Annotated in this window: 16 protein-coding genes; 6 read left to right on the top strand and 10 right to left on the bottom strand. The window is 66.3% G+C overall.

The window, feature by feature from the left end; genetic code table 11:
- Positions 1–77 precede the first annotated feature (77 nt).
- A complete protein-coding gene (locus ABIB28_RS00900) occupies positions 78–1,448 on the top strand; it encodes a hypothetical protein (RefSeq protein WP_354285683.1) in 1,371 nt (456 codons plus the stop codon).
- An 11-nt stretch (positions 1,449–1,459) separates the two neighbouring features.
- Here the strand turns inward: ABIB28_RS00900 and ABIB28_RS00895 are convergent, their stop codons facing one another.
- Complete coding sequence (locus ABIB28_RS00895) at positions 1,460–1,942, bottom strand: bactofilin family protein (protein WP_354285681.1); 483 nt, start codon at positions 1,940–1,942, stop codon at positions 1,460–1,462.
- Between the two features lie 35 nt (positions 1,943–1,977).
- The gene (locus tag ABIB28_RS00890; protein ID WP_354285679.1) at positions 1,978–2,811 is read right to left on the bottom strand and encodes a hypothetical protein; all 834 of its coding nucleotides are present in this window, start codon (positions 2,809–2,811) and stop codon (positions 1,978–1,980) included.
- Positions 2,812–3,038: 227 nt separating this feature from the next.
- On the opposite strand from ABIB28_RS00890, the gene ABIB28_RS00885 reads away from it, so the two are divergent.
- Positions 3,039–3,371, top strand: coding sequence for a phasin family protein (locus tag ABIB28_RS00885; protein WP_189674750.1), 333 nt, complete (start codon positions 3,039–3,041; stop codon positions 3,369–3,371).
- A 21-nt stretch (positions 3,372–3,392) separates the two neighbouring features.
- On the opposite strand, the gene ABIB28_RS00880 is transcribed toward ABIB28_RS00885, so the two are convergent.
- The 5 genes from ABIB28_RS00880 to ABIB28_RS00860 form a co-directional block, all read right to left on the bottom strand.
- Positions 3,393–3,911 (bottom strand): GNAT family N-acetyltransferase, encoded by a 519-nt coding sequence (locus tag ABIB28_RS00880; RefSeq protein WP_322163770.1) that lies wholly within the window; start codon positions 3,909–3,911, stop codon positions 3,393–3,395.
- 114 nt (positions 3,912–4,025) lie between these two features.
- Complete coding sequence (locus ABIB28_RS00875) at positions 4,026–5,531, bottom strand: efflux transporter outer membrane subunit (protein ID WP_354285676.1); 1,506 nt, start codon at positions 5,529–5,531, stop codon at positions 4,026–4,028.
- The gene (locus ABIB28_RS00870) at positions 5,528–8,728 is read right to left on the bottom strand and encodes an efflux RND transporter permease subunit (RefSeq protein ID WP_354285674.1); all 3,201 of its coding nucleotides are present in this window, start codon (positions 8,726–8,728) and stop codon (positions 5,528–5,530) included. Before ABIB28_RS00870 ends, ABIB28_RS00875 begins: the two co-directional genes overlap by 4 nt.
- Before the next feature lie 9 nt (positions 8,729–8,737).
- The gene (locus ABIB28_RS00865) at positions 8,738–9,946 is read right to left on the bottom strand and encodes an efflux RND transporter periplasmic adaptor subunit (protein ID WP_354285672.1); all 1,209 of its coding nucleotides are present in this window, start codon (positions 9,944–9,946) and stop codon (positions 8,738–8,740) included.
- Positions 9,947–10,090: 144 nt separating this feature from the next.
- Complete coding sequence (locus ABIB28_RS00860; protein WP_026046530.1) at positions 10,091–10,273, bottom strand: hypothetical protein; 183 nt, start codon at positions 10,271–10,273, stop codon at positions 10,091–10,093.
- A 107-nt stretch (positions 10,274–10,380) separates the two neighbouring features.
- On the opposite strand from ABIB28_RS00860, the gene ABIB28_RS00855 reads away from it, so the two are divergent.
- The 4 genes from ABIB28_RS00855 (at position 10,381) to ABIB28_RS00840 (ending at position 16,544) form a co-directional block, all read left to right on the top strand.
- Complete coding sequence (locus tag ABIB28_RS00855) at positions 10,381–13,059, top strand: TonB-dependent receptor (RefSeq protein WP_354285669.1); 2,679 nt, start codon at positions 10,381–10,383, stop codon at positions 13,057–13,059.
- Between the two features lie 76 nt (positions 13,060–13,135).
- The gene (locus ABIB28_RS00850) at positions 13,136–14,404 is read left to right on the top strand and encodes an MFS transporter (protein WP_354285668.1); all 1,269 of its coding nucleotides are present in this window, start codon (positions 13,136–13,138) and stop codon (positions 14,402–14,404) included.
- Positions 14,405–14,471: 67 nt separating this feature from the next.
- Complete coding sequence (locus ABIB28_RS00845) at positions 14,472–15,578, top strand: S-(hydroxymethyl)glutathione dehydrogenase/class III alcohol dehydrogenase (protein WP_133188288.1); 1,107 nt, start codon at positions 14,472–14,474, stop codon at positions 15,576–15,578.
- A 117-nt stretch (positions 15,579–15,695) separates the two neighbouring features.
- The gene (locus ABIB28_RS00840; protein WP_354285665.1) at positions 15,696–16,544 is read left to right on the top strand and encodes a GGDEF domain-containing protein; all 849 of its coding nucleotides are present in this window, start codon (positions 15,696–15,698) and stop codon (positions 16,542–16,544) included.
- 282 nt (positions 16,545–16,826) lie between these two features.
- Here ABIB28_RS00840 and cydX read toward each other — a convergent pair whose 3' ends face one another.
- Genes cydX through ABIB28_RS00825 form a run of 3 tightly spaced genes read right to left on the bottom strand, consistent with a single transcriptional unit; the run spans position 16,827 to position 19,704 of the window.
- Positions 16,827–16,946, bottom strand: a complete 120-nt coding sequence (gene cydX / locus ABIB28_RS00835; RefSeq protein WP_133188284.1) for a cytochrome bd-I oxidase subunit CydX — start codon at positions 16,944–16,946, stop codon at positions 16,827–16,829.
- 18 nt (positions 16,947–16,964) lie between these two features.
- Entirely contained in the window at positions 16,965–18,107 is a 1,143-nt protein-coding gene (gene cydB, locus ABIB28_RS00830; protein ID WP_354285663.1) for a cytochrome d ubiquinol oxidase subunit II, read from the bottom strand.
- A gap of 16 nt (positions 18,108–18,123) precedes the next feature.
- Complete coding sequence (locus tag ABIB28_RS00825) at positions 18,124–19,704, bottom strand: cytochrome ubiquinol oxidase subunit I (RefSeq protein ID WP_354285661.1); 1,581 nt, start codon at positions 19,702–19,704, stop codon at positions 18,124–18,126.
- Positions 19,705–19,873 lie beyond the last annotated feature (169 nt).

The raw sequence follows: 19,873 nt of genomic DNA, 5'->3' as shown, positions 1-19,873 counted from the left end.
TGACGCGCGCAACCGAGCCAAGGTCCACGCCGCCTCGCACCGACCGCGCTGCGGCCGCGAGGATTGGCGGGGCGACTTTGCTGTTGCTGCTTGGGTCGCTTGCGCTCTTCTGGCCGGGCATCGTGACCTACGACGGCATCGCTCAATTCGGGCAGGCGCTCGCCGGGCACTTCGAGGATTGGCATCCACCGATCATGGCGAGGCTGTGGCATGCGCTGCACGGGCTCGTTGGCGGCGGCGCGGCGCCGATGCTCGTGCTTCAGATGGTGCTCTATTGGGCGGGGTTCGGGGCGATTGCCGCGACTCTCGCGCGCGAAGAACGGCGCCATGCGGCGGTCGCCGTGCTGTGCATCGCGGGGCTGCCGCTGTTTCTCGGCTGGCAGGGCGTAGTGCTCAAGGACACGCAGATGCTTGGCGCGATGCTCGCTGCGGCGGGGATCTGTGGCTGGTGGCGGTTGCGGGGGGCGCGGCTGCCGGTCCTTGCTGGCGTGGCGGCGATCGTCTTGCTGGCCTATGCCACGTTGGTCCGCTCGAACGCGGTGTTCGCAACCGTGCCGCTCGTCGTGATGCTGTTCGGGCCGACGCGCTGGTGGGCGCGGGCGGTATTGACGCTGTCGGGCATCGTGGCTGTGCTTGGGCTCGCCCAGGCGATCAACCACGGCGTTCTTCGAGCGGCCGCGAGCGGTGTCGAGCGGACCGAGGCCTTTTATGACCTGTCGGCGATTGCGGCGCAGGATCCGGCGCAGGCCATCGGGCTGACCCAAGTCGAGGCGCGCACAGTGCTCGCGCGACACTGCGCCAAGCCGTTCTTCTGGGACCCGCTGGGAACCGCCGACCGCTGCGGCCCGACGCTCGAGCGCCTGCATGGTCTGACCGCCGGGCCGTTGTACCGGTTGCTCGCCGAAGCGATCGTGCGGCATCCGCTCGCTTATGCGACGCACCGGCTCGGCCACCTCAATTCGACCGAACGGTGGATCGTCCCGGCAGGCTGGCCGAGCGCGGTGCCCCCGGGTGCGAGCGAAGCCAATCCGATCGGCTTGCACAGCCCCCGGCCCGCCGCGTCCCGCTGGCAAGTGCTCGCGCGGTGGAATGCCGAGCTCCCGCTTGGCTGGCCCGTCGCATGGCTGGCGCTGGCGGTGTGCGCGATCATCGTCGCGCTGCGCCGCCCGCCGGCGCCGTTTCGCGATGTCGCGCTGGCGTTGCTGGCATCGGCGGTAGTGCTCGAGGTAAGCTTCACCGTCCTCAGCATCGCGTCGGACTTGCGCTATCACCTCTGGCCGATGGTCGCGACCGCGCTCGCGACGATCCTGTTATGGGCGCAGGCGCGCTGGTCGCGGCGCGCCGTGCTCGGGACAGGCGTTGCGCTGGCGCTGGTGATCGTCCCGGGCACCGTGGCGCGGCTGATACTCCCCGCAGCACCGAGCTCCTACGCGGCATTGCTCCGCTAGGCGTCGCGGCCTCAGCCGGGCGTTACGGTCGAGGTGAAGTGGACGACGTCTTCCATCGGCATCGCCCTCCCCGGACCGGGCTCGAACGGGCTGACGGCGCTCTCGGCAGTGACGTGCTTGAGATTTCCGTCCACCGACGCGCCGATCTCGATCGAGATCGTCTCGTAATGCACATCGCCGATGATCCGGGCCGAGCGTTCGATCGTCAGCTGCCGGACCGCGACCGATCCCTCGATCGCGCCGCCGAGGCGGGCGCTCTCGGCGATCACCGCGCCGGCAATGCGGCTGTCCTGACCCTGGATCAGCGTCCCGCACTGGACGTCGCCGTCAACGCGGCCATCGATGTGGAGGTCGGCGCTCGCCGCGATATTGCCGGTTACGACGACATCGGCGCTGATCACCGAGAACGCGCCGCGCTTGCCGCTTCCCGATGGTATCGAATGGCCTGAAACGCCGCCGCCGCCATCGCGCGCCTTACCGTTGAAAATTGCCATCGTTCCCGCCCCCGACTGTCAAATTCGGCGGCTGCCTAGCACATCACGCGCGGCAGCGGCAGGGGGCGCGCTGCCGCCGCCCACGCCATCGCAGGGTTGTCGTTGGCGGCCCCGCGTTTGAGCACGGCCCGCGCCTGAAGCAGCGTCGCGCCGATCATCGCGATCGCCCCAAACGCCGCCGCGCCCACGCCGCCGGAGCAGGCGACCAGCATGCCGATCCCGACCAAGGCAGCGATGCGCCGGCGTGGTGCGCTGCGCTCGAGCAGCGCGGCGTGCAGCGCGAGTCCGCCAGCAAGCATGAACGCGCTCGGATCGAGGCCGGGCAGGAGCATCGGGATCGCCAGCGCGCAGAGCAGCGCCCGCTCGCGCACTTCGAGAGGACGGAGCGGCTGGGTCGAGGCCCATGCACCATAGGCCACCGCCGTGCCGAACGCGCTTGTCAGCGCCAGCCCGCCGAGCGGCAGCGTCCCGATCCACGGCAGCATCTGGAGGATCGTCCAAAGCGAAGGCGCGGCGGGGAGCGTGATCGGCTGGCGCAGCGCCAGGAGCGAGGGGGCTGCATGCGCGCGGGCCAGCAGCATCGCCAGCGCGAAGACCGGCGCAAGCGGCAGCAGCTGCCAGCGCACTCGCGCGCCGATGAGGACCGCCGCGACGAACGGCGCAAGGATCAGCGCGTTACGGTCGAACCCGACAGCCAGCCCATACCAGACGAGCATCGCGCCATAGTGACGCGCGCCCGCCGCCGTAATCGCGACGAGGCACGCCGCCGGCCAGAACACCGCGCCATTCGCCACTACGCTGAGCGGCAGCAGCAACCACGCGGCCGCGCTCGGCGGCGGTATTCGCAGGGGAGGGGCGGGACGCAGCATGGTGTGTCTTTGCGCCGATCGGGTTGCCAGCGCGTTAAGGGTCTCCCGCACGGCGATTTGCGCTCGGCGGATGGGGCGCTTAAGCTTCGCGTCTGCGTGCGGCACAGACCGCAGCAGAGGAGAGTCGGATGCCGCACCCCGTCAGCCACGTGCCAGCACGACGTTCGCGCGACGCTGTGCCGTGCCCGGCGCTCCGGTCGCACACCCTGTGGAAAGGACATCATCCCATGACCGACAAGATTCGCGACGCGTTCAACGAGACGATCGCCGAGCCCGCCAAGAAAGCCGGCGAGGCGATCAGAGACGCCGGCGGCAAGATGGCCGAGAGCGGTTCGGCGGTTGGGATCAAGATGCTCGATCAGGCCGAGGCCAATGCCCGCGAGGCGTTCGCCGCGATGCGCGCCGCCGCAGGTGCAAAGGATTTGTCCGAAGTGATGAAGATCCAGGGCGACTTCCTGCGCGACCAAGGCCAGCGCAGCATGGCGCAGGCGCGCGAAATGGGCGAAGTCATCCTGCAATTCGGCCGCGAAGCGGTCGGCGCGGTGCGCGGCGACAAATAGCCCGCCGCTAGCGCCCGTCGCTCAGCGCGCGGGCGCGGCGGTGCGCACGATGTCGTGGCTCAGGATCGCGACATCGTGCGTGTTGCCGGCGCGGTCGCGCACCTGGTCCCTGAGCAGCGCTTCGGCGCGAAAGCCGAGGCTTTCGAACAGCATGACCGATCCGATCTGATCGGGCGTCATGTGTGCGGTGATCTTCTCGAGCCGGCGTTCGAGCGCGATCGAGTATATCCCTTCGAGCAGATCGCGGCCTAGCCCGGCGCCGCGCTTGCCCGGCGCGACGAGCAGCCGGATCTCGCCGACATGCGCGCTCCAGCTGAGCGGATCGCGAACCAGCGCGGCGGTTCCGACGAACGTGCCGCCATCTTCGGCGATGAGACTGTCGATATAGCCTTCGTCGATCGCCGCGACCCAGGCGGCGATGACGCGCGGATGGCGCAGGTCGCGGCCGAGGAAAAGCAAGTCATGCTCGGGCAGCGTCTCGGCAAAGGCGAGCATCGCCGCCGCGTCCTTGGGCTCGAACCGCCGGATGTGATAGCCCATCTTGATCACTCCCCGGCGCGTCGATCCAAGGCTGGATCATTCTGGTCTAAGCCGCTGTGCTGCCATGCGCGCTTCGGCTTGTCACGCGCTCGTTCGGGCGCTGGGGCGCAATCGCTATGGCTGGGTCGATTTCGGCCCCGCCGCAGTCACTTCGAGCGTCGAATCGCCGCCGAGTGTGCGGTACAACGTCACCAGGTTGCTGGCCTGGGTCAGCTGCGCGGTGACGAGGCTGCGCTGCGAAGAATAGAGCGATTGCTGTGCCGTCAAGCTTTGGAGGAAGGTGTCGATTCCACCGCGATAGCGTGCGTCGGACAGGCGGTAATTGTCGGTCGAGGCGGCGGTAAGCGCGCGTTGCGCATTGAGCTGCGCAGTGATCGTGCCGCGCCGGGCGAGCGCATCGGCGACTTCGCTGAACGCGGTCTGGATCGCCTTCTCATAGGTCGCCAGCGCATAATCGCGCTGCGCGCGCGATTGCACGACACCGGCGCGGCCGGCGCCGGCCCGGAAGATCGGATAGCTCGCGCTCGGCGCGACCGAATAGTTGAACGCGCCGCCGGTGAACAGATTGCCGAGCGAGCTGCTCGCCAGCCCTGCGAGCGCGGTGAGCGAGATCGTCGGGAACAGGGCAGCGCGCGCGGCACCGATCTCGGCGTTGCTCGCTTGCAGTTCATACTCCGCCTGAACGACGTCGGGGCGGCGCAGCAGGATGCTCGAATTGAGCCCGGCAGGAAGCTCGGCAATCGTCGGCGCGGCTTCCTCGATCGATGCGGGGAGCAGGGCCGGATCGACCGGCGCGCCGACCAGCAGCTGGAGCGCGTTGACATCCTGCGCAACCGCTGTGGTTTGCGTGGCGAGATCCGACAAGGCGGTCTGCTGCACGATCTGCGCCTGGGCGAGATCGGTCCGCGGGGCGATGCCGCCGTCGAGCCGCAATTTCGTCAGTGCCACGCTGCGGGCCGATAGCGCCGCGGTCTCGCGCGCGATCTTGAGCAAGCTGACGTCCGACGCATAGGTCAGCCACGCCGTGGCAATGTCTCCGACCAGCGTTAGGCGTGTCGCGCGCGCCGTAGCCTCGCTGCCGAAATAGCGATTCTGCGCGGCGGTGGTCAGCGAGCGGACCCGCCCGAACAAGTCGATCTCGAACGCGGTGATGCCGAGGCTGGCCGAAAAGGTATTGGTCGCGCCGCCGCTCGTCGTGATCGTGCCGGCGTTGCCCGTGCCGGTGTTGCCGGTGCCGGTTCCAGTTCCGGTCCCGTTTCCGGTGTTCGACACACCGCGCGTCCCGTTGTCGCGGCGCGTATAGCCCGCCGAACCGCCGATTTCGGGCAGCAATTCCGCGCGCTGGATGCGGTACTGCGCGCGCGCGATCGCGATGTTGGCGGCAGCGGCGCGAAGGTCGCGGTTGTTGACGAGCGCTTGCTCGATCACTTTCTGCAAACGCGGATCGCGAAAGATGTCGCGATAGCTCACGCTCGGTAGCGTCGCCTCATTCTGCGCGAGATAGGCGTCGCCGACCGGCCAGCTCGGCGGGACGGGCAGCGCGGGCTCGACATATTTGGGCGCCAGCGAACATGCCGACAGCGCGACGAGCGAGACGAGCGAGACAGTCTTGCGGATCATGCGGTCGCCTCGCCCTGGCCGGAAGGACGCGTCGGGGGCGTCTCGTCGGCAGGCTTCTGTTCGTGGTGGAGCTTTTGCGAGATGCCGCGTGCGCCGCGACGGATCATCACGAAGAACAACGGGATGTAGAAGATCGCGAGGATCGTCGCGGTCAGCATCCCACCGATCACCGCGGTGCCGATCGCGACGCGGCTGTTCGCGCCGGCGCCGGTCGAAATCGCCAGCGGCAGCACGCCGAAGATGAAGGCAAAGCTCGTCATCAGGATCGGGCGCAGTCGGATCCGCGCCGCCTCGAGCGCGGCATCGATCACGCGCTTGCCCGATTTCTCGGCTTGCTCGGCGAACTCGATCATCAGGATCGCGTTCTTCGCCGCGAGGCCCATCGTCGTCAGCAGCCCGATCTGGAGATAGACGTCGTTCTGCAGACCACGGAGCGTCACGGCGAACACCGCGCCGACCAAGCCGAGCGGAATGATCAGAAGCACGGCGATCGGGATAGACCAGCTCTCATAGAGCGCGGCGAGACACAGGAACACGACGAGCAGCGAGATCCCGTAGAGGAACGGCGCCTGGCCCGACGACAGCCGCTCCTGATACGACAGGCCGCTCCACGCAACGCTCGTGCCGGGATATTGCGCAGCGAGTTGGGTCATCTTCTCCATCGCGGTGCCCGAACTCTGCCCCGGCGCGGCCTGACCCGAGAATTCGTACGACGAAATCCCCTGGAAGCGCGCGAGCGAGGGGGCCGCGGTGCTCCAGCTCGTCGTGGCGAAGGCCGAGAAGGGGGTCATCGCGCCGGTCGAGCCGCGGACATACCATTGTGCGAGATCGTCGGGCGACGAGCGGTACGGTGCGTCGCCCTGGACGTAGACGCGCTTGACGCGACCACGGTCGTTGAAATCGTTGACATAGCTGCCGCCCCACGCCGTCGAGAGCGTCGAGTTGACGTTCGCCTGGGTGAGGCCGAGCGTGCTGAGCTTCTGCGCGTCGAGATTGACCTGCAGCGTCGGCTGGTCGTCGAGATCGGTCGGGCGCACCGCGGCAAGCGTCTTGTCGGCGCGTGCCGCTGCCAGCAACTTGTCGCGCGCCGCCTTGAATTCGTCACGGCTCAGGCCGCCCGAATTGAGCAGCTCCATCGTGAAGCCGGTCGACTGGCCGAGCCCGCGCACTGGCGAGGGAACGGTCGCGTAGAATTCGACGTCGCGCAGGCCGCTCAGCGCCTTGGTCGCGCGCCCGGTGATCGCCTCGGCACCATTTTCGACTCCGCTGCGATCGGCCCAATCCTTGAACGCGATGAAGCCGCGCCCGGCATTCTGCCCGCCCGACCCGCCGCCGCCGCCGGCGACGGTCAGATAGCCGGCAACGTTCTTGGCCTCGGGGCCCGCAAAATACTTCTCGATCTCGAGCTGCGCCTTGCGTGTCGAATTGAGCGTCGCGCCTGGCGCGAGATTGTACTGGATCTGCGCGATGCCCTGGTCCTCATTGGGGAGGAAGCCCGTCGGCAAGCGCAGGAACAGGATCGCGAGGATTGCGATGACGCCGGCATAGATCAGCACGAACAGCCATTTGCGATCGATCACCGTGCTGACGGCGGTGCCGTAGCGATCGATCGTCTTGTCGAAGCCGGTGTTGAACCAGTCCTTGGCCGGCTGCGTCTTGCGCGCGAGCCAGCCGTCCTGCTTCATGTCCTGCTTGCGCTTGAGCAGCGTTGCGGTCAGCGCCGGGGTCAACACCAGAGCGACGACGACCGAGAGCACCATCGCCGAGACGATCGTGACCGAGAACTGGCGATAGATCACGCCGGTCGATCCGCCGAAGAACGCCATCGGCAGGAAAACCGCCGAGAGAACGAGCGCGATCGCGATCAGCGCGACGGTGATCTCGTTCATCGACTGGATCGTCGCATCGCGCGGCGACATGTCGGGATTCTCTTCCATCAAGCGCTCGACATTCTCGACCACGACGATCGCATCGTCGACGAGCAGACCGATCGCGAGCACGAGCCCGAACAGCGTCAGCGTGTTGATCGAGAAGCCGGCAAGCGAGAAGATGCCGAAGGTGCCGAGCAGCACCACCGGCACCGCGATCGTCGGGATCAGCGTCGCGCGCCAGTTCTGCAGGAACACGAACATGACGACGACGACGAGCAGGATCGCCTCGAACAGCGTCTTCTCGACTTCCTCGACCGACAGCTTGATGAACGAGGTCGAATCCTGCGGGAAGCTGTAGGCATAGCCGTTGGGGAAGGCCTTCGAGGATCGCTCGATTTCGGCCTTGACCAGTTCGGCCGTGCTCAGTGCGTCGGCGCCCGGCGCGAGGCTCACCGCAATGCCGGCGCCCGGATGGCCGTTGACGCGGCTGGTGACGTTGTAGCTTTCGGCGCCAAGCTCGATCCGCGCGACATCCGACAGATGCACCGAGGAGCCATCGGGCTGCGTCTTGACGACGATCGCGCGGAACTGCTCGGGGGTCGACAGACGCGTCTGCGAGGTCACGGTCGCATCGAGCACTTGCTCGGCGGTGTTGGGGACGCCGCCGATTTCGCCCGCGGCGACTTCGGCGTTCTGCGCGGTGATCGCGGTGGTGATATCGCTCGGGATCAGGCTGTAGCTGGCGAGCTTGTTGGGATCGAGCCAGATGCGCATCGCATATTGCGCGCCGAACACGTTGATGTCGCCGACACCCTTGATGCGGCCGATCGTGTCCTGCAGGTTCGAGACCAGATAGTCCGACACGTCCTGGTTGGTCGTCCGGTTGGTCGTGTCATAGATCGCGGCGATCAGCAGGAAGTCGGGGTTCGACTTGGTTACCGTCAGACCCTGCTGCTGGACCTGCTGCGGCAAGCGCGACAGCGCCTGCTGCACCTTGTTCTGCACCTGCACCTGCGCGATGTCGGGATCGGTCCCCTTGTCGAAGGTCGCCGTGATCGTCACTTGGCCGCGCGACGACGAGCTCGTCGCGAAGTAGAGCAAGCCGTCGATCCCGGTAAGCTGCTGCTCGATGACCTGCGCGACCGAATTCTCGAGCGTCGCCGCCGACGCGCCGGGATAGGTCGCGCGGATGTTGACCTGAGGCGGCGCGATGTCCGGAAACTGCTCGACCGGCAGGGTGTAGATCGCACCGACGCCCGCGAGCATAATGATGATGGCAACGACCCAGGCGAAGATCGGCCGGTCGATGAAGATGCGCGATATCACAGGGCTGGCTCAGTTCTTCTGGACGGCTGCATCACCCGCTTTGGGCGACTTGATCGTCTGCGGCGCGCTTGCGGCAACGGGCTTGATGGTCTGGTTGACCTTCGCCTTGCCGACGCCTTGCGTAATGATCTTGTCGCCAGGCTTGAGGCCGGTGGTGACGATCCAGTTGGTACCCTGCGTCGCCGTCGCGGTGATCGGACGCTGGACGGCCTTGTAGCCACCCTTGCCGTCGGCGCCGACGACATAGACCGTCGCCTCGCCCTTGGGCGTGCGCGAGACCGCTTGCTGCGGAACGAGGAAGGCGTTGGGATTGATCGACTGCGCAAAGCGCGCGCGGACGAACATGCCGGGCAGCAAGAGCCCCTTGGGATTGGGGAAGCGTGCGCGCAGCGTCACCGTGCCGGTTGCCGCATCGACCACGACTTCGGAGAATTCGACGTCGCCGCTGAGCCCGTAATCCGAGCCGTCCTCCAGCTTGAGCTGGACATTCGCGCGGGTCGCCACCGATCCCCCCGATGCGAGCGCGCGGCGGAGCCGCAACAGGTCTGCGCTGGCCTGCTGAATGTCGACATAGATCGGATCGAGCTTCTGGATCGTCGCCAGCGGGTCGGTCTGGCTCGCGGTGACGAGCGCGCCGACGGTGTAGAGCGAGCGCCCGATCCGCCCGGTGATCGGCGCGGGCACGGTGGTGAAGCGCAAATTGATCTTGGCGGTGTCGAGCGCCGCCCTGGTCTGCGAGACCGTCGCGGCGGCCTGGCGTGCGGCGGCGGCGGCGTCGGTATAATCCTGCTTGGCGACCGCTTGCATGTCGGCGAGCGGCTTGTACCGATCGGCCTTGACGCGCGTCGCCTCGGCATTGGCGATCGCGCTCGCGACGTTCGCGTTCGCCTGGTTCGCAGACGCGCGATAGAGGCTCGGGTCGATCTGGTAGAGCGGCTGTCCCTGACGGACGAGCGCGCCTTCGGTGAAGAAGCGGCGACGGATCAGGCCGGTAACCTGCGGGCGGACTTCCGAACTCTGATAGGCGGCGGTGCGGCCGGCGAGTTCGGTCACCAGCGGGACGCTGCTCGGCTGGATGACGATATAGCCGACTTCGGGGGGACCCTTGGGGGCGCCACGGCCGCTCTTTTCCTGTTTTGCGCTGCCGCAGCCCGTCAGCAGAAGCGCCGATGCACCGACGACGATCATCGAGCGCAGGGTAGAAAACTCAGCCGCCATTGTGTCCACCGCTCTCAAGGCTGTTCCCGCACGGTGGATACCCTACGGAACGGTCGCCAAACGCTGCCTAGTAGCGATTGTTCCGGGGGCTTATCAACTGTCCCGGTACGGCCACAATTCAACCATTACCGAACCCTATGCGCATCACCGCAGCTTCGCGATGGTCAGTCCGTCGGCCTTGGCACGGTCCTTGGTCGATTCTTCGCTGCGCTTGAGCGCCTTGGAGATCGCCTTGAGCGCCATGCCCTTTTTGGCCAGCGTGTGCAGCTTCTGGATCTCGTCGGTCGTCCAGGGCTGCCGATGGCGTTCGAATCGCTCTTCACTCATGCGGCTGTCCTACGGCAGCCCCGATCGAAGTTCCAGCCATGCGCGCCTTCGACATACTCTTGCGACATAAGCACGCTAGCCGAAGGGAAAGACATTTTGGGGCTACGATGATCCGCACAACAAAACTGCTTACGCTCGCGCTCGCGGCGACCCCGGCGTTCGCCTCCGCGCAACAGGCGACGACCAAGAGCACGACCAAGCAGGCGCCAGCAGCGGCACCGGCGGCGGCGCCCGACGATAACGAGGACGGCCCCGATATCGTCGTGCGCGGGGCAAGGCAGCCTGGTTCGGTGATCGGCGACATTCCGCCCGAACAGCAGCTGAGCCCTGCAGACATCCGCTCGTACGGGGTCAGCTCGATCACCGAGTTGCTGACCGAACTCGCGCCGCAGATTCGCAGCGATCGCGGTGGCGGCGGTGCGCCCGTCATTTTGCTCGATGGCAAGCGGATCTCGGGTTTTGCTGAAATCCGCGATCTGCCGACCGAGGCGATCGCGCGCGTCGACATTCTGCCCGAGGAAGTCGCGCTCAAATATGGCTACACCGCCGACCAGAAGGTGGTGAACTTCGTCCTGCGCCGTCGCTTCCGCGCGGCGACGGTCGAGCTGTCGGACAAGCTCGCCACCGAAGGCGGGCGAAACGCGCCGCAGGGCGAACTCGACTTGCTCCAGATCGCCAATAAGGGGCGGGTCAATCTTCACCTCGAGTATCAGCCGGTCGAGGCGCTGACCGAGAGCGAACGCAGCATCCTCCCGACTGTCCGTCCGACGATTCCAGGCGCGACCACCGTGGCGACCGATCCGACCGACCAGCGACCGTTTCGCACGTTGCTGCCCTCGGGCCGCACGTTCAACGCCAACTCGACCTACGCGCGCAGCTTTGGCGCGGTTTCGGGAACGCTGAACGGGACGCTTTCGGCGAGCAACACGACCGGACTGCAAGGGTTGCCAAGCACGACGCTCATCGTTCCGGCGGGCAATCCTTTTTCGGCCAGCGCGGTGACGGTCAGTCGAACGCTGGGAGGGGACTTCTCGCCGCTCAAGCAACGCGCTTCAGCGATCGCGGCGCACCTGGGCACGACTTTCAACGGCGCGATCAGCACGGCGTGGCAATGGTCGGTGACGGGCACCTATGACCATTCCGAATCGAAGACCTTCACCGATGCGGGGCTCGACGCGACCGCGTTCAACGCGCGGCTCGCGGCCAATGACCCGACCGCGAATCCGTTCGGCGCGCTTGGTGCCTCGCAGATCGGGACGCGGGCGACGACGCGCGGCTATTCGACCTCAGACGAGGGGAAGCTCGACGTTCTGCTCAACGGCACGATCTTCAAGCTGCCCGCGGGCGAGGTTTCAACGAGCGTCCATCTCGGCGGCGACATCAGCAGCTTCAATAGCCGCTCGTATCGGGCCGGGCTGACCTCGACCGGCGCGGTGACACGCAATATCGTCAATGGCCAGCTCAACGTCGACGTGCCGCTGACCAGCCGCGCGAAGGACGTCCTCGCGGCGATCGGCACGCTCTCGGTCAACGGCAATGTCGCGGTCAACCACCTCTCCGATTTCGGGACGCTGACGACGCTTGGGTACGGGCTCAACTGGTCGCCGATCGTGCCGCTGCGGATTATCGCATCGGCGACGATGCAAGATACCGCGCCGAGCGCGACGCAGCTCGGCAATCCGCAGATCGTCACGCCCAACGTGCCGGTTTTCGACTATGTGCTCGGGCAGAATGCGAGCGTCACGACGGTGTCGGGTGGCAACCCCAATCTGATCGCGAGCAACAGCCACACCTACAAGCTCAGCGCGACGGTCAAGCCGTGGAGCACGAAGGACCTGTCGCTCACCGCGACGTATATCGACGCACGGATCGAAAATCCGATCGCCGCCTTCCCGACCGCGACCGCTGCGATCGAAACGGCCTTCCCGTCGCGCTTCACGCGCGTGCGCGATGCCAATGGCGATCTGGTGCTGACCCAGCTCGACACGCGACCGATCAATTTCGCGCAGAGCAGCCGCTCCGAGCTGCGCTGGGGGATCAATTTCTCGATGGCGCTCAAGTCGAAGCTGCAAAAACAGATCGAAGCGTGGCGCGCTGGGACGGGGCCGAACCCGTTTGCCGGGATCAAGATTCCCGACAGCGTACAACGCCAGATCGCGCAAGCGCGAGCGGAGCGCGGCGGGGGTGCCGGCGGACCTGGTGGTCCAGGTGGTCCAGGCGGTCCTGGTGGTCCCGGCGGCCCCGGCGGCGGGCGTGGCGGCTTTGGCGGCTTCGGGGGTGGTGGCCGTGGCGGCGGCGGCGGGCGGCTGCAGTTCGCGCTCTACCACACGTGGCACTTCAGCGAGCGCGTGCTCGTCCAGCGGGGTGGCCCGGCGCTCGACCTCTTGAACGGCGACGCGATCGGCTCGAACGGCGGGCAACCGAGCCACGAGCTCGAGGGGCAGGCGGGATACAGCAACAACGGCATCGGCGTGCGCCTGTCGGCGAATTGGCAAAGCGCGACCGACGTCAACGGCGGAACGCTCGGCAACCCGCAGAATCTGCATTTCTCGTCGCTCGGCACGCTCGGCGTCCGGCTGTTCGGCGATCTCGGGCAGCGGCTCGATCTGGTCAAGGCACACCCGTGGATGCGCGGGATGCGCGTCGCGCTGGCGGTCGACAATCTGTTCGACACGCGCCAGCGCGTGACCAATGCGAGCGGGACGACGCCGGTCGCGTATCAGCCGGATTATCTCAATCCGCTCGGGCGCACGGTGCGCATTTCGATCCGCAAGCTGTTCCTCTGACGCGGGGCACGCTTCGGTAGCGATCGGCCCGGGCGCACCTCTTGCGCCCGGGTCGCGCTGCGGCGACAAGCGGGCGATGGCATCGCCCGATTTCTCGCTGCTCACCAAGCGCCGCTTTGCGCCGCTGTTCGTCGTCCAGTTTCTCGGCGCGTTCAACGACAATGTGCTCAAGTTCGCGTTGCTGTTCCTCGCGAATTTCGGGGTGCATCGCACTGGGCTCAGCGGCGAGATGCTCGCGACGGTCTCGACCGGCATCTTCATCCTACCCTATTTCCTGTTCTCGGCGATCGGCGGGCAAACCGCCGATGCGATCGACAAGCGCATCCTGATCCGCTGGATAAAGGCCGCCGAGATCGCGATCATGGCTGTCGCTTTGGTCGGCTTTGCGATCGGGTCGATCGCGACCCTGCTCGTCTGCCTGTTCCTGATGGGGCTGCACTCGACGATCTTCGGCCCGGTCAAATATTCGATCCTGCCGCAGCATCTCGGTCACCACGAAATGATGGGCGGCACCGGGCTGATCGAGGCGGGCACCTTCCTCGCGATCCTCGGGGGGCAGTTGCTCGCGGGCGTGCTCGCGCCGTGGGAGGCAGGGCTTGCCGCGACCGGGCTCGCCTGCGTCGGGTTCGCCGCGAGCCTTGCGATCCCGCCGGCACCGCCGTCGGGCAAGCAGCACCGCATCGACTGGAACGTCTTCCGCGGCACCGCGGACATCCTGCGCACTGCGCGCCGCGACCGGCTTGTCGTCCTGTCGATCCTCGGGATCAGCTGGTTCTTTGCCGCAGGGGCGGTGCTGGTTTCCGAATTCGCGCCGCTCGTCAGTGGTACGCTCGGGGGATCGAAGGCGGTGGTGACGCTGTTCCTGCTCGTCTTCTCGACCGCGATTGCGATCGGCTCGCTGACCGTCAACCGCTTGCTGCGGGGCGAGGTCTCGGCGCGTTACGTGCCGCTGTCGGCGGCGGTGATGGGCGGGTGCATGATCGACCTGTGGGCATCGACGCACGGTTTCCAGGTGCGCACGGCGGGGCTCGATATCGCGCACTTCTTCGCCGCGGCCGGGAGCTGGCATATCCTGATCGGGCTCGCCGGGATTTCGTTCGCGGGCGGGATGTTCATCGTGCCGCTCTACGCGATCCTCTCGACCGCGACGCCGGCGGCCGAACGCTCGCGCATGATCGCGGCGAACAACATCGCCAACTCGATCGTCACCGTGCTGGTGGTGATCGTCGCGACCGCGATGATCGCGCTCGGCAGCGATGTGCCGGGGGTGATCGGGATGCTCGGTGTGGCGACGTTGGGCGTGGCGCTCGTGCTGCGCGGCATGCCGCGGCGGGGGAGCCTCTGACCGGGCGGGCGGTTGACGCAACCGGGCGTAGCCGTAAGGGATTGGCGACCGTCTCGAGGAGTGTACCATGAAAACCCGCGCCGCCGTCGCCTTTGCCGCCAAGCAACCGCTCGAGATCGTCGAGCTCGACCTCGAAGGCCCCAAGGCGGGCGAAGTGTTGGTCGAGATCATGGCGACCGGGATCTGCCACACCGATGCCTATACGCTCGACGGGCTCGACAGCGAAGGGCTGTTCCCGAGCGTGCTCGGCCATGAAGGCGCCGGAATCGTGCGCGAAGTCGGGCCGGGCGTGACGAGCGTGAAGCCGGGCGATCACGTCATCCCGCTCTACACCCCCGAATGCCGCCAGTGTAAGTCGTGCCTCAGCGGCAAGACCAACCTGTGCACCGCGATCCGCGCGACGCAAGGCAAGGGGCTGATGCCCGACGGCACCTCGCGCTTCTCGTACAAAGGCGAGACGATCTTCCACTACATGGGCTGCTCGACCTTCTCGAACTTCACCGTGCTGCCCGAAATCGCGGTCGCGAAGATCCGCGAGGACGCGCCGTTCAAGACCAGCTGCTACATCGGCTGCGGCGTGACGACGGGCGTCGGCGCGGTGGTCAACACCGCCAAGGTCCAGGTCGGCGACAATATCATCGTGTTCGGTCTCGGCGGGATCGGGCTGAACGTGCTGCAGGGTGCGCGGATGGCGGGCGCGAACATGATCGTCGGGGTCGACATCAACCCTGATCGCGAGGAATGGGGCCGCAGGTTCGGCATGACGCATTTCGTCAATCCGAAGGACGTCGGCGATCTCGTCGCGCACCTCGTCGCGCTGACCGATGGCGGGGCAGACTATACGTTCGATTGCACCGGCAACACGACGGTAATGCGGCAAGCGCTCGAGGCGTGCCACCGCGGGTGGGGCACGTCGATCATCATCGGCGTGGCCGAAGCGGGAAAGGAAATCAGCACGCGCCCGTTCCAGCTCGTCACCGGGCGCAACTGGCGCGGTACCGCGTTCGGCGGCGCGAAGGGGCGGACCGACGTGCCGAAGATCGTCGATTGGTACATGAATGGCAAGATCGAGATCGACCCGATGATCACGCACGTCCTCAGCCTTGAGGAGATCAATACGGGCTTCGAGCTGATGCACGCCGGCGAAAGCATCCGCAGCGTGGTCGTTTATTGATCGACCACAGCTATTCCGGCGTGGCCGCTGATGAGGGCGGCCCGGTATTGGGGATTAACGATTCAGAAACCGCGATCCAATAGCGCCGATCATGGGTGAGGTTGCCGGAGTATAGGCATGCGTTTTTATCAAGCCACGCGGTTTCTGTTTCCGCGTAATTTCCAGTTCCGCATGTTCAGCATCTGCTTTGGCGCGGTGCATTTGCCGATCATCGTCTTCTGCGTGAGCGAGTTGGTGCTGGCGCGGTGGGATTGGCGCCTTTTCGCGGCATTGCTCGTCGCGACGCTGGTCGGGACGGTCACCGCGATCGTCGCGCTGCGCGGGCTGCTCGCGCCGGTGGCGCATGCGACCGATTTGCTGCAGTCGTTGCAACGCGGCGAGCCCGTCCCGCCGGTGCCGACGGGCGGCGATGATCTGGTAGGGGCCTTGCTTGCCTCGGTGGCGCGCGCTTCGGCGGAAACCCATGCGCGCGTCGAGCGGCTGGCCGATGCCGCCGAAAAGGACGTGTTGACCGGGCTGCGCAACCGCCGAGGTTTCATGGACGCGATCGCACCGGTGTTGCGCGACGACCGCAATTCGGTGGTCGCGGTGCTCGACCTCGATCATTTCAAGGCGGTCAATGATCGTCACGGCCATGACGAGGGCGACCGTGTCCTGGTCGAGTTCGCCAAGCGGCTGCAGACCGAATTGCGCCGATCGGATCTTCCCGCGCGCTGGGGCGGCGAGGAATTTGCGATCCTGCTGCCCGACACCGCGCTCGACGAAGCGACCGAGATCGTCGAACGGCTGCGCTCCTCGCTCCATCGCGACGAAATCGGCCATCGCGGCGGCGACGCGCTGACCTTTTCGTGCGGGCTCGCGGTCGTGCGCGACTACGCGTCGCTCAAATCGGCGATGCTTCGCGCCGACAGCGCCTTATACGATGCCAAGCGTTCGGGCCGGGATCGCGTCAGAAGCGTGGCGTAAGGTGCGCCCGGACTTAGTGCGCGAGGAATAGCGGGAGGTAGGCTGTGCATGAGCAAAGCACGCGTCGTACCTCCGAATAGCGCTTCGGCGACGCGCCGAGGGCCAGAGCCACCCATCCCGCTTTAACCCGCGTAACACCGTTAGAGCAGCTCGCGCTCAGCCACGGCTGACGTTCCGTCGAGCCCGCCGCCCTGGACGTTGCTGCCAGCGAACAGCGCCGTCTATGCCAGACCGCTGCCGATCGTTCGGATCGCCTGTGGTCTTTTGGTATGCAAGCGTGGATCACGCGGGCGGCGGAGCGTCCTCATCGTCGGCCGGCAGGTGGAATTCATGCCACATGCCGTTGAGGATGCCGAAGCCGACTGCGAGCCCGAGACCCAACACCCAAGTGAAATACCACATCGTCTAGTCCTTTCGCGATCAGTAGAAATCGGGGTTGGTGGCGACGTCGGCGGTGGTGACGCGGCCCCACATCACCTTGAACGCCCAGCTCGTGTAGAGCAGCACGATCGGCAGCAGGATCGCGGTGACGAACAGCATGAGCCCGAGCGTCGCCGGGGTCGATGAGGCGTTCCACACCGTCAGACTCGAATGCGGATCGATGCTCGAGGGCAGGATATAGGGGAACATCGACAGGCCGACGGTCGCGATGATCCCGGTGATCGCCAGCGCCGAACCGCCGAACGAGCTCTTCTCGGCGCCCACGGTAATACCGACGAACGCCAGCACCGCGCCGCCGATGCCGAGCACTGGCGCGATCAGCATCCAGCGATGCAGCGCGTAATTGCCGATCCAGGCACCCGAGAGATGCTGCGTCGTGGTGCGCAGCGGGTTCGACTGGCCGAGCGGATCGGCCACCGACTGCATGTGATAACCGATGTCGCCGAACGCGACGTACAATCCGCCCCCGGCAAACAGCAGCAGCGTCAGGATTGCGGCAACCGCGCCGAAGCTGCGCGCGCGCCAATGGACGGGGCCGCCACGCTCGACCTTGAAGGTCAGCCACGTCGCGCCGTGGAGCGCGAGCATTGCGACCGAGAGCAGCCCGCACAGCAAGGCGAACGGCGTGAACAGGCCGAGCAAGCCGCCTTCGTAGAACGACCGCAAGTCGCTATCGAGCCGGAACGGCGCCCCGAGCAGGACATTGCCGACAGCGACGCCAAACACCAGGGCAGGGACGAACCCGCCGACGAACAACGCCCAGTCCCACCGGCTGCGCCACGCCGCGTCGGGGCGCTTCGAGCGATATTTGAAGCCGACCGGGCGCAGGATCAGCGCGGCGAGCAGCAGGAACATCGCGAGGTAGAAACCCGAGAAGCTGACCGCATAGACGAACGGCCACGCCGCGAAGATCGCGCCGCCGCCGGTGATGAACCACACTTGGTTGCCCTCCCAGGTCGGGCCGACCGAATTGATCACCATCCGCCGCTCGGCATCGTTGCGCGCGACGAACGGGAGCAGGCTGGCGACGCCGAGATCGAAGCCGTCGGTGACCGCAAAGCCGATCAGCAGCACGCCGAGCAGCGCCCACCAGATCACGCGCAGCGTTTCATAGTCGAACATTGTCCGTCCTTTCGGTTCAGGCGGCGACGGGGAGAATGGGAACCACGACGGTATCGCTCTGGTCGGGCACGGGATCGTCGACATGCTCGAACGGGCCCTTGCGGATCGCCGCGATCATCAAGCGGATTTCGATCACCGCGAGCGCACCGTAGAGCACGGTGAAGCCGATGACCGTCGTCCACAACGCCGCGACGCTCAGCGTCGAGGTGGCGAGGAAGGTCGGCAACACGCCTTCGATCGCCCAGGGCTGACGCCCGATCTCGGCGAGCATCCAGCCAAGCTCGATCGCGATCCACGGCAGCGGGATCGAATAGAGCGCGATCCGCAGGAACCAGCGCGTGCTGTCGTGGCGGCGCAGGCTCGCGAGCACGAACGCGGTGGCGAACAGCGCGATCATGTAGAAGCCGATGAACGCCATCGCGCGGAAGCTCCAGAACATCAGCGGGACGTTCGGGACGACGTCCCACGCAGTCGCCGCAATCAGCTTGGGGCTCGCCAGGCGCGGATCGGCGACGTGCGCCTTGAGCAGCAAGGCATAGCCGAGATCGCGCTTGTGGAGTTCGAACCGTGCGCGTTCGCGAACATTGGTCGGGTCGGTCTTGAGCTTCTGCACGGCGTCGTATGCGACCACGCCCGATGTGATCCGCTCCTGCGCCTTCAGCACCAGCTCGGACATGCCGGTGACTTCGGTGTCGAGGCTGCGCGTGGCGATCAGCCCGAGCACCCACGGCACTTCGACGGCGTAGTGCGTCGTTCGCGCGGCGACATCGGGGATGCCGATCAGCGTGATGCCGGCGGGGGCGGGGGCGGTGTGCCACGCCGCCTCGATCGCGGCGAGCTTCATCTTCTGGTTGTCGGTGAGCGCATACCCGCTCTCGTCGCCGAGCACGACGACCGACAGCGACGAAGCGAGGCCGAACGCCGCGGCGACCGCCATCGAGCGTTTCGCCACGCCGACATATTTGCCGCGCAGCAGATAGAGCGCCGAAATGCCGAGCACGAACACCGCCGCGCAGACATAGCCGGCGCTCACGGTGTGGACGAACTTGGCCTGCGCGATCGGGTTGAACAGCACCGTGCCGAAATCGCTGATTTCCATCCGCATCGTTTCGGGGTTGAAGGTCGCGCCCGCGGGGTTCTGCATCCAGCCGTTGGCGACGAGGATCCACAAGGCCGACAAATTGGTGCCGAGCGCGACCATGAAGGTGACGCCGAGATGCGCGAGCTTGGACATCTTGTTCCAGCCGAAGAACATCAGCCCGACAAACGTCGCCTCGAGGAAGAACGCCATCAGCCCTTCGATCGCGAGCGGCGCGCCGAAGATGTCGCCGACATAATGCGAGAAATACGACCAGTTGGTGCCGAACTGGAACTCCATCGTCAGCCCGGTGGCGACGCCGAGCACGAAGTTGATCGCGAACAATTTGCTCCAGAAGCGCGTGATGACGCGCCAGATCGGCCGGTCGGTCATCACATAGACCGCTTCCATGATCACCAACATGAAGCTCAGGCCGAGCGTCAGCGGCACGAACAGGAAGTGGTACAGCGCGGTCAGGGCAAATTGCAGCCGCGACAGGTCGACGACACCTGGATCCATGGTCAATCTCCGTTAACGCCGCACAGCAGCGGTCGCCCGGCTTCACCCGATTTCGCACCGCAGCAGATATTGGGGTTTTCCCGTACGAAGGGGCCCGGCGAACGCACGGCGGGCGGCGGATCTCCGCGATACAGGGCGAACGCTCCATGGGCTGTGTCGCCAAAATGTC

Origin of the sequence: Sphingomonas sp. UYEF23 (genome assembly GCF_040546165.1) — a bacterium.
GTDB lineage: Bacteria > Pseudomonadota > Alphaproteobacteria > Sphingomonadales > Sphingomonadaceae > Sphingomonas > Sphingomonas glacialis.
This window is presented reverse-complemented; position numbering and strand designations above follow the sequence as displayed.

Coding starts and splice junctions, on each gene's coding strand:
- ABIB28_RS00855 (WP_354285669.1), top strand. CDS start 10,381: ATGATCCGCACAACAAAACTGCTTACGCTCGCGCTCGCGGCGACCCCG.
- ABIB28_RS00845 (WP_133188288.1), top strand. CDS start 14,472: ATGAAAACCCGCGCCGCCGTCGCCTTTGCCGCCAAGCAACCGCTCGAG.
- ABIB28_RS00840 (WP_354285665.1), top strand. CDS start 15,696: ATGCGTTTTTATCAAGCCACGCGGTTTCTGTTTCCGCGTAATTTCCAG.
- ABIB28_RS00850 (WP_354285668.1), top strand. CDS start 13,136: ATGGCATCGCCCGATTTCTCGCTGCTCACCAAGCGCCGCTTTGCGCCG.
- ABIB28_RS00890 (WP_354285679.1), bottom strand. CDS start 2,811: ATGCTGCGTCCCGCCCCTCCCCTGCGAATACCGCCGCCGAGCGCGGCC.
- ABIB28_RS00865 (WP_354285672.1), bottom strand. CDS start 9,946: ATGGCGGCTGAGTTTTCTACCCTGCGCTCGATGATCGTCGTCGGTGCA.
- ABIB28_RS00825 (WP_354285661.1), bottom strand. CDS start 19,704: ATGGATCCAGGTGTCGTCGACCTGTCGCGGCTGCAATTTGCCCTGACC.
- ABIB28_RS00880 (WP_322163770.1), bottom strand. CDS start 3,911: ATGGGCTATCACATCCGGCGGTTCGAGCCCAAGGACGCGGCGGCGATG.
- ABIB28_RS00875 (WP_354285676.1), bottom strand. CDS start 5,531: ATGATCCGCAAGACTGTCTCGCTCGTCTCGCTCGTCGCGCTGTCGGCA.
- cydX (WP_133188284.1), bottom strand. CDS start 16,946: ATGTGGTATTTCACTTGGGTGTTGGGTCTCGGGCTCGCAGTCGGCTTC.
- ABIB28_RS00860 (WP_026046530.1), bottom strand. CDS start 10,273: ATGAGTGAAGAGCGATTCGAACGCCATCGGCAGCCCTGGACGACCGAC.
- ABIB28_RS00895 (WP_354285681.1), bottom strand. CDS start 1,942: ATGGCAATTTTCAACGGTAAGGCGCGCGATGGCGGCGGCGGCGTTTCA.
- cydB (WP_354285663.1), bottom strand. CDS start 18,107: ATGTTCGACTATGAAACGCTGCGCGTGATCTGGTGGGCGCTGCTCGGC.
- ABIB28_RS00885 (WP_189674750.1), top strand. CDS start 3,039: ATGACCGACAAGATTCGCGACGCGTTCAACGAGACGATCGCCGAGCCC.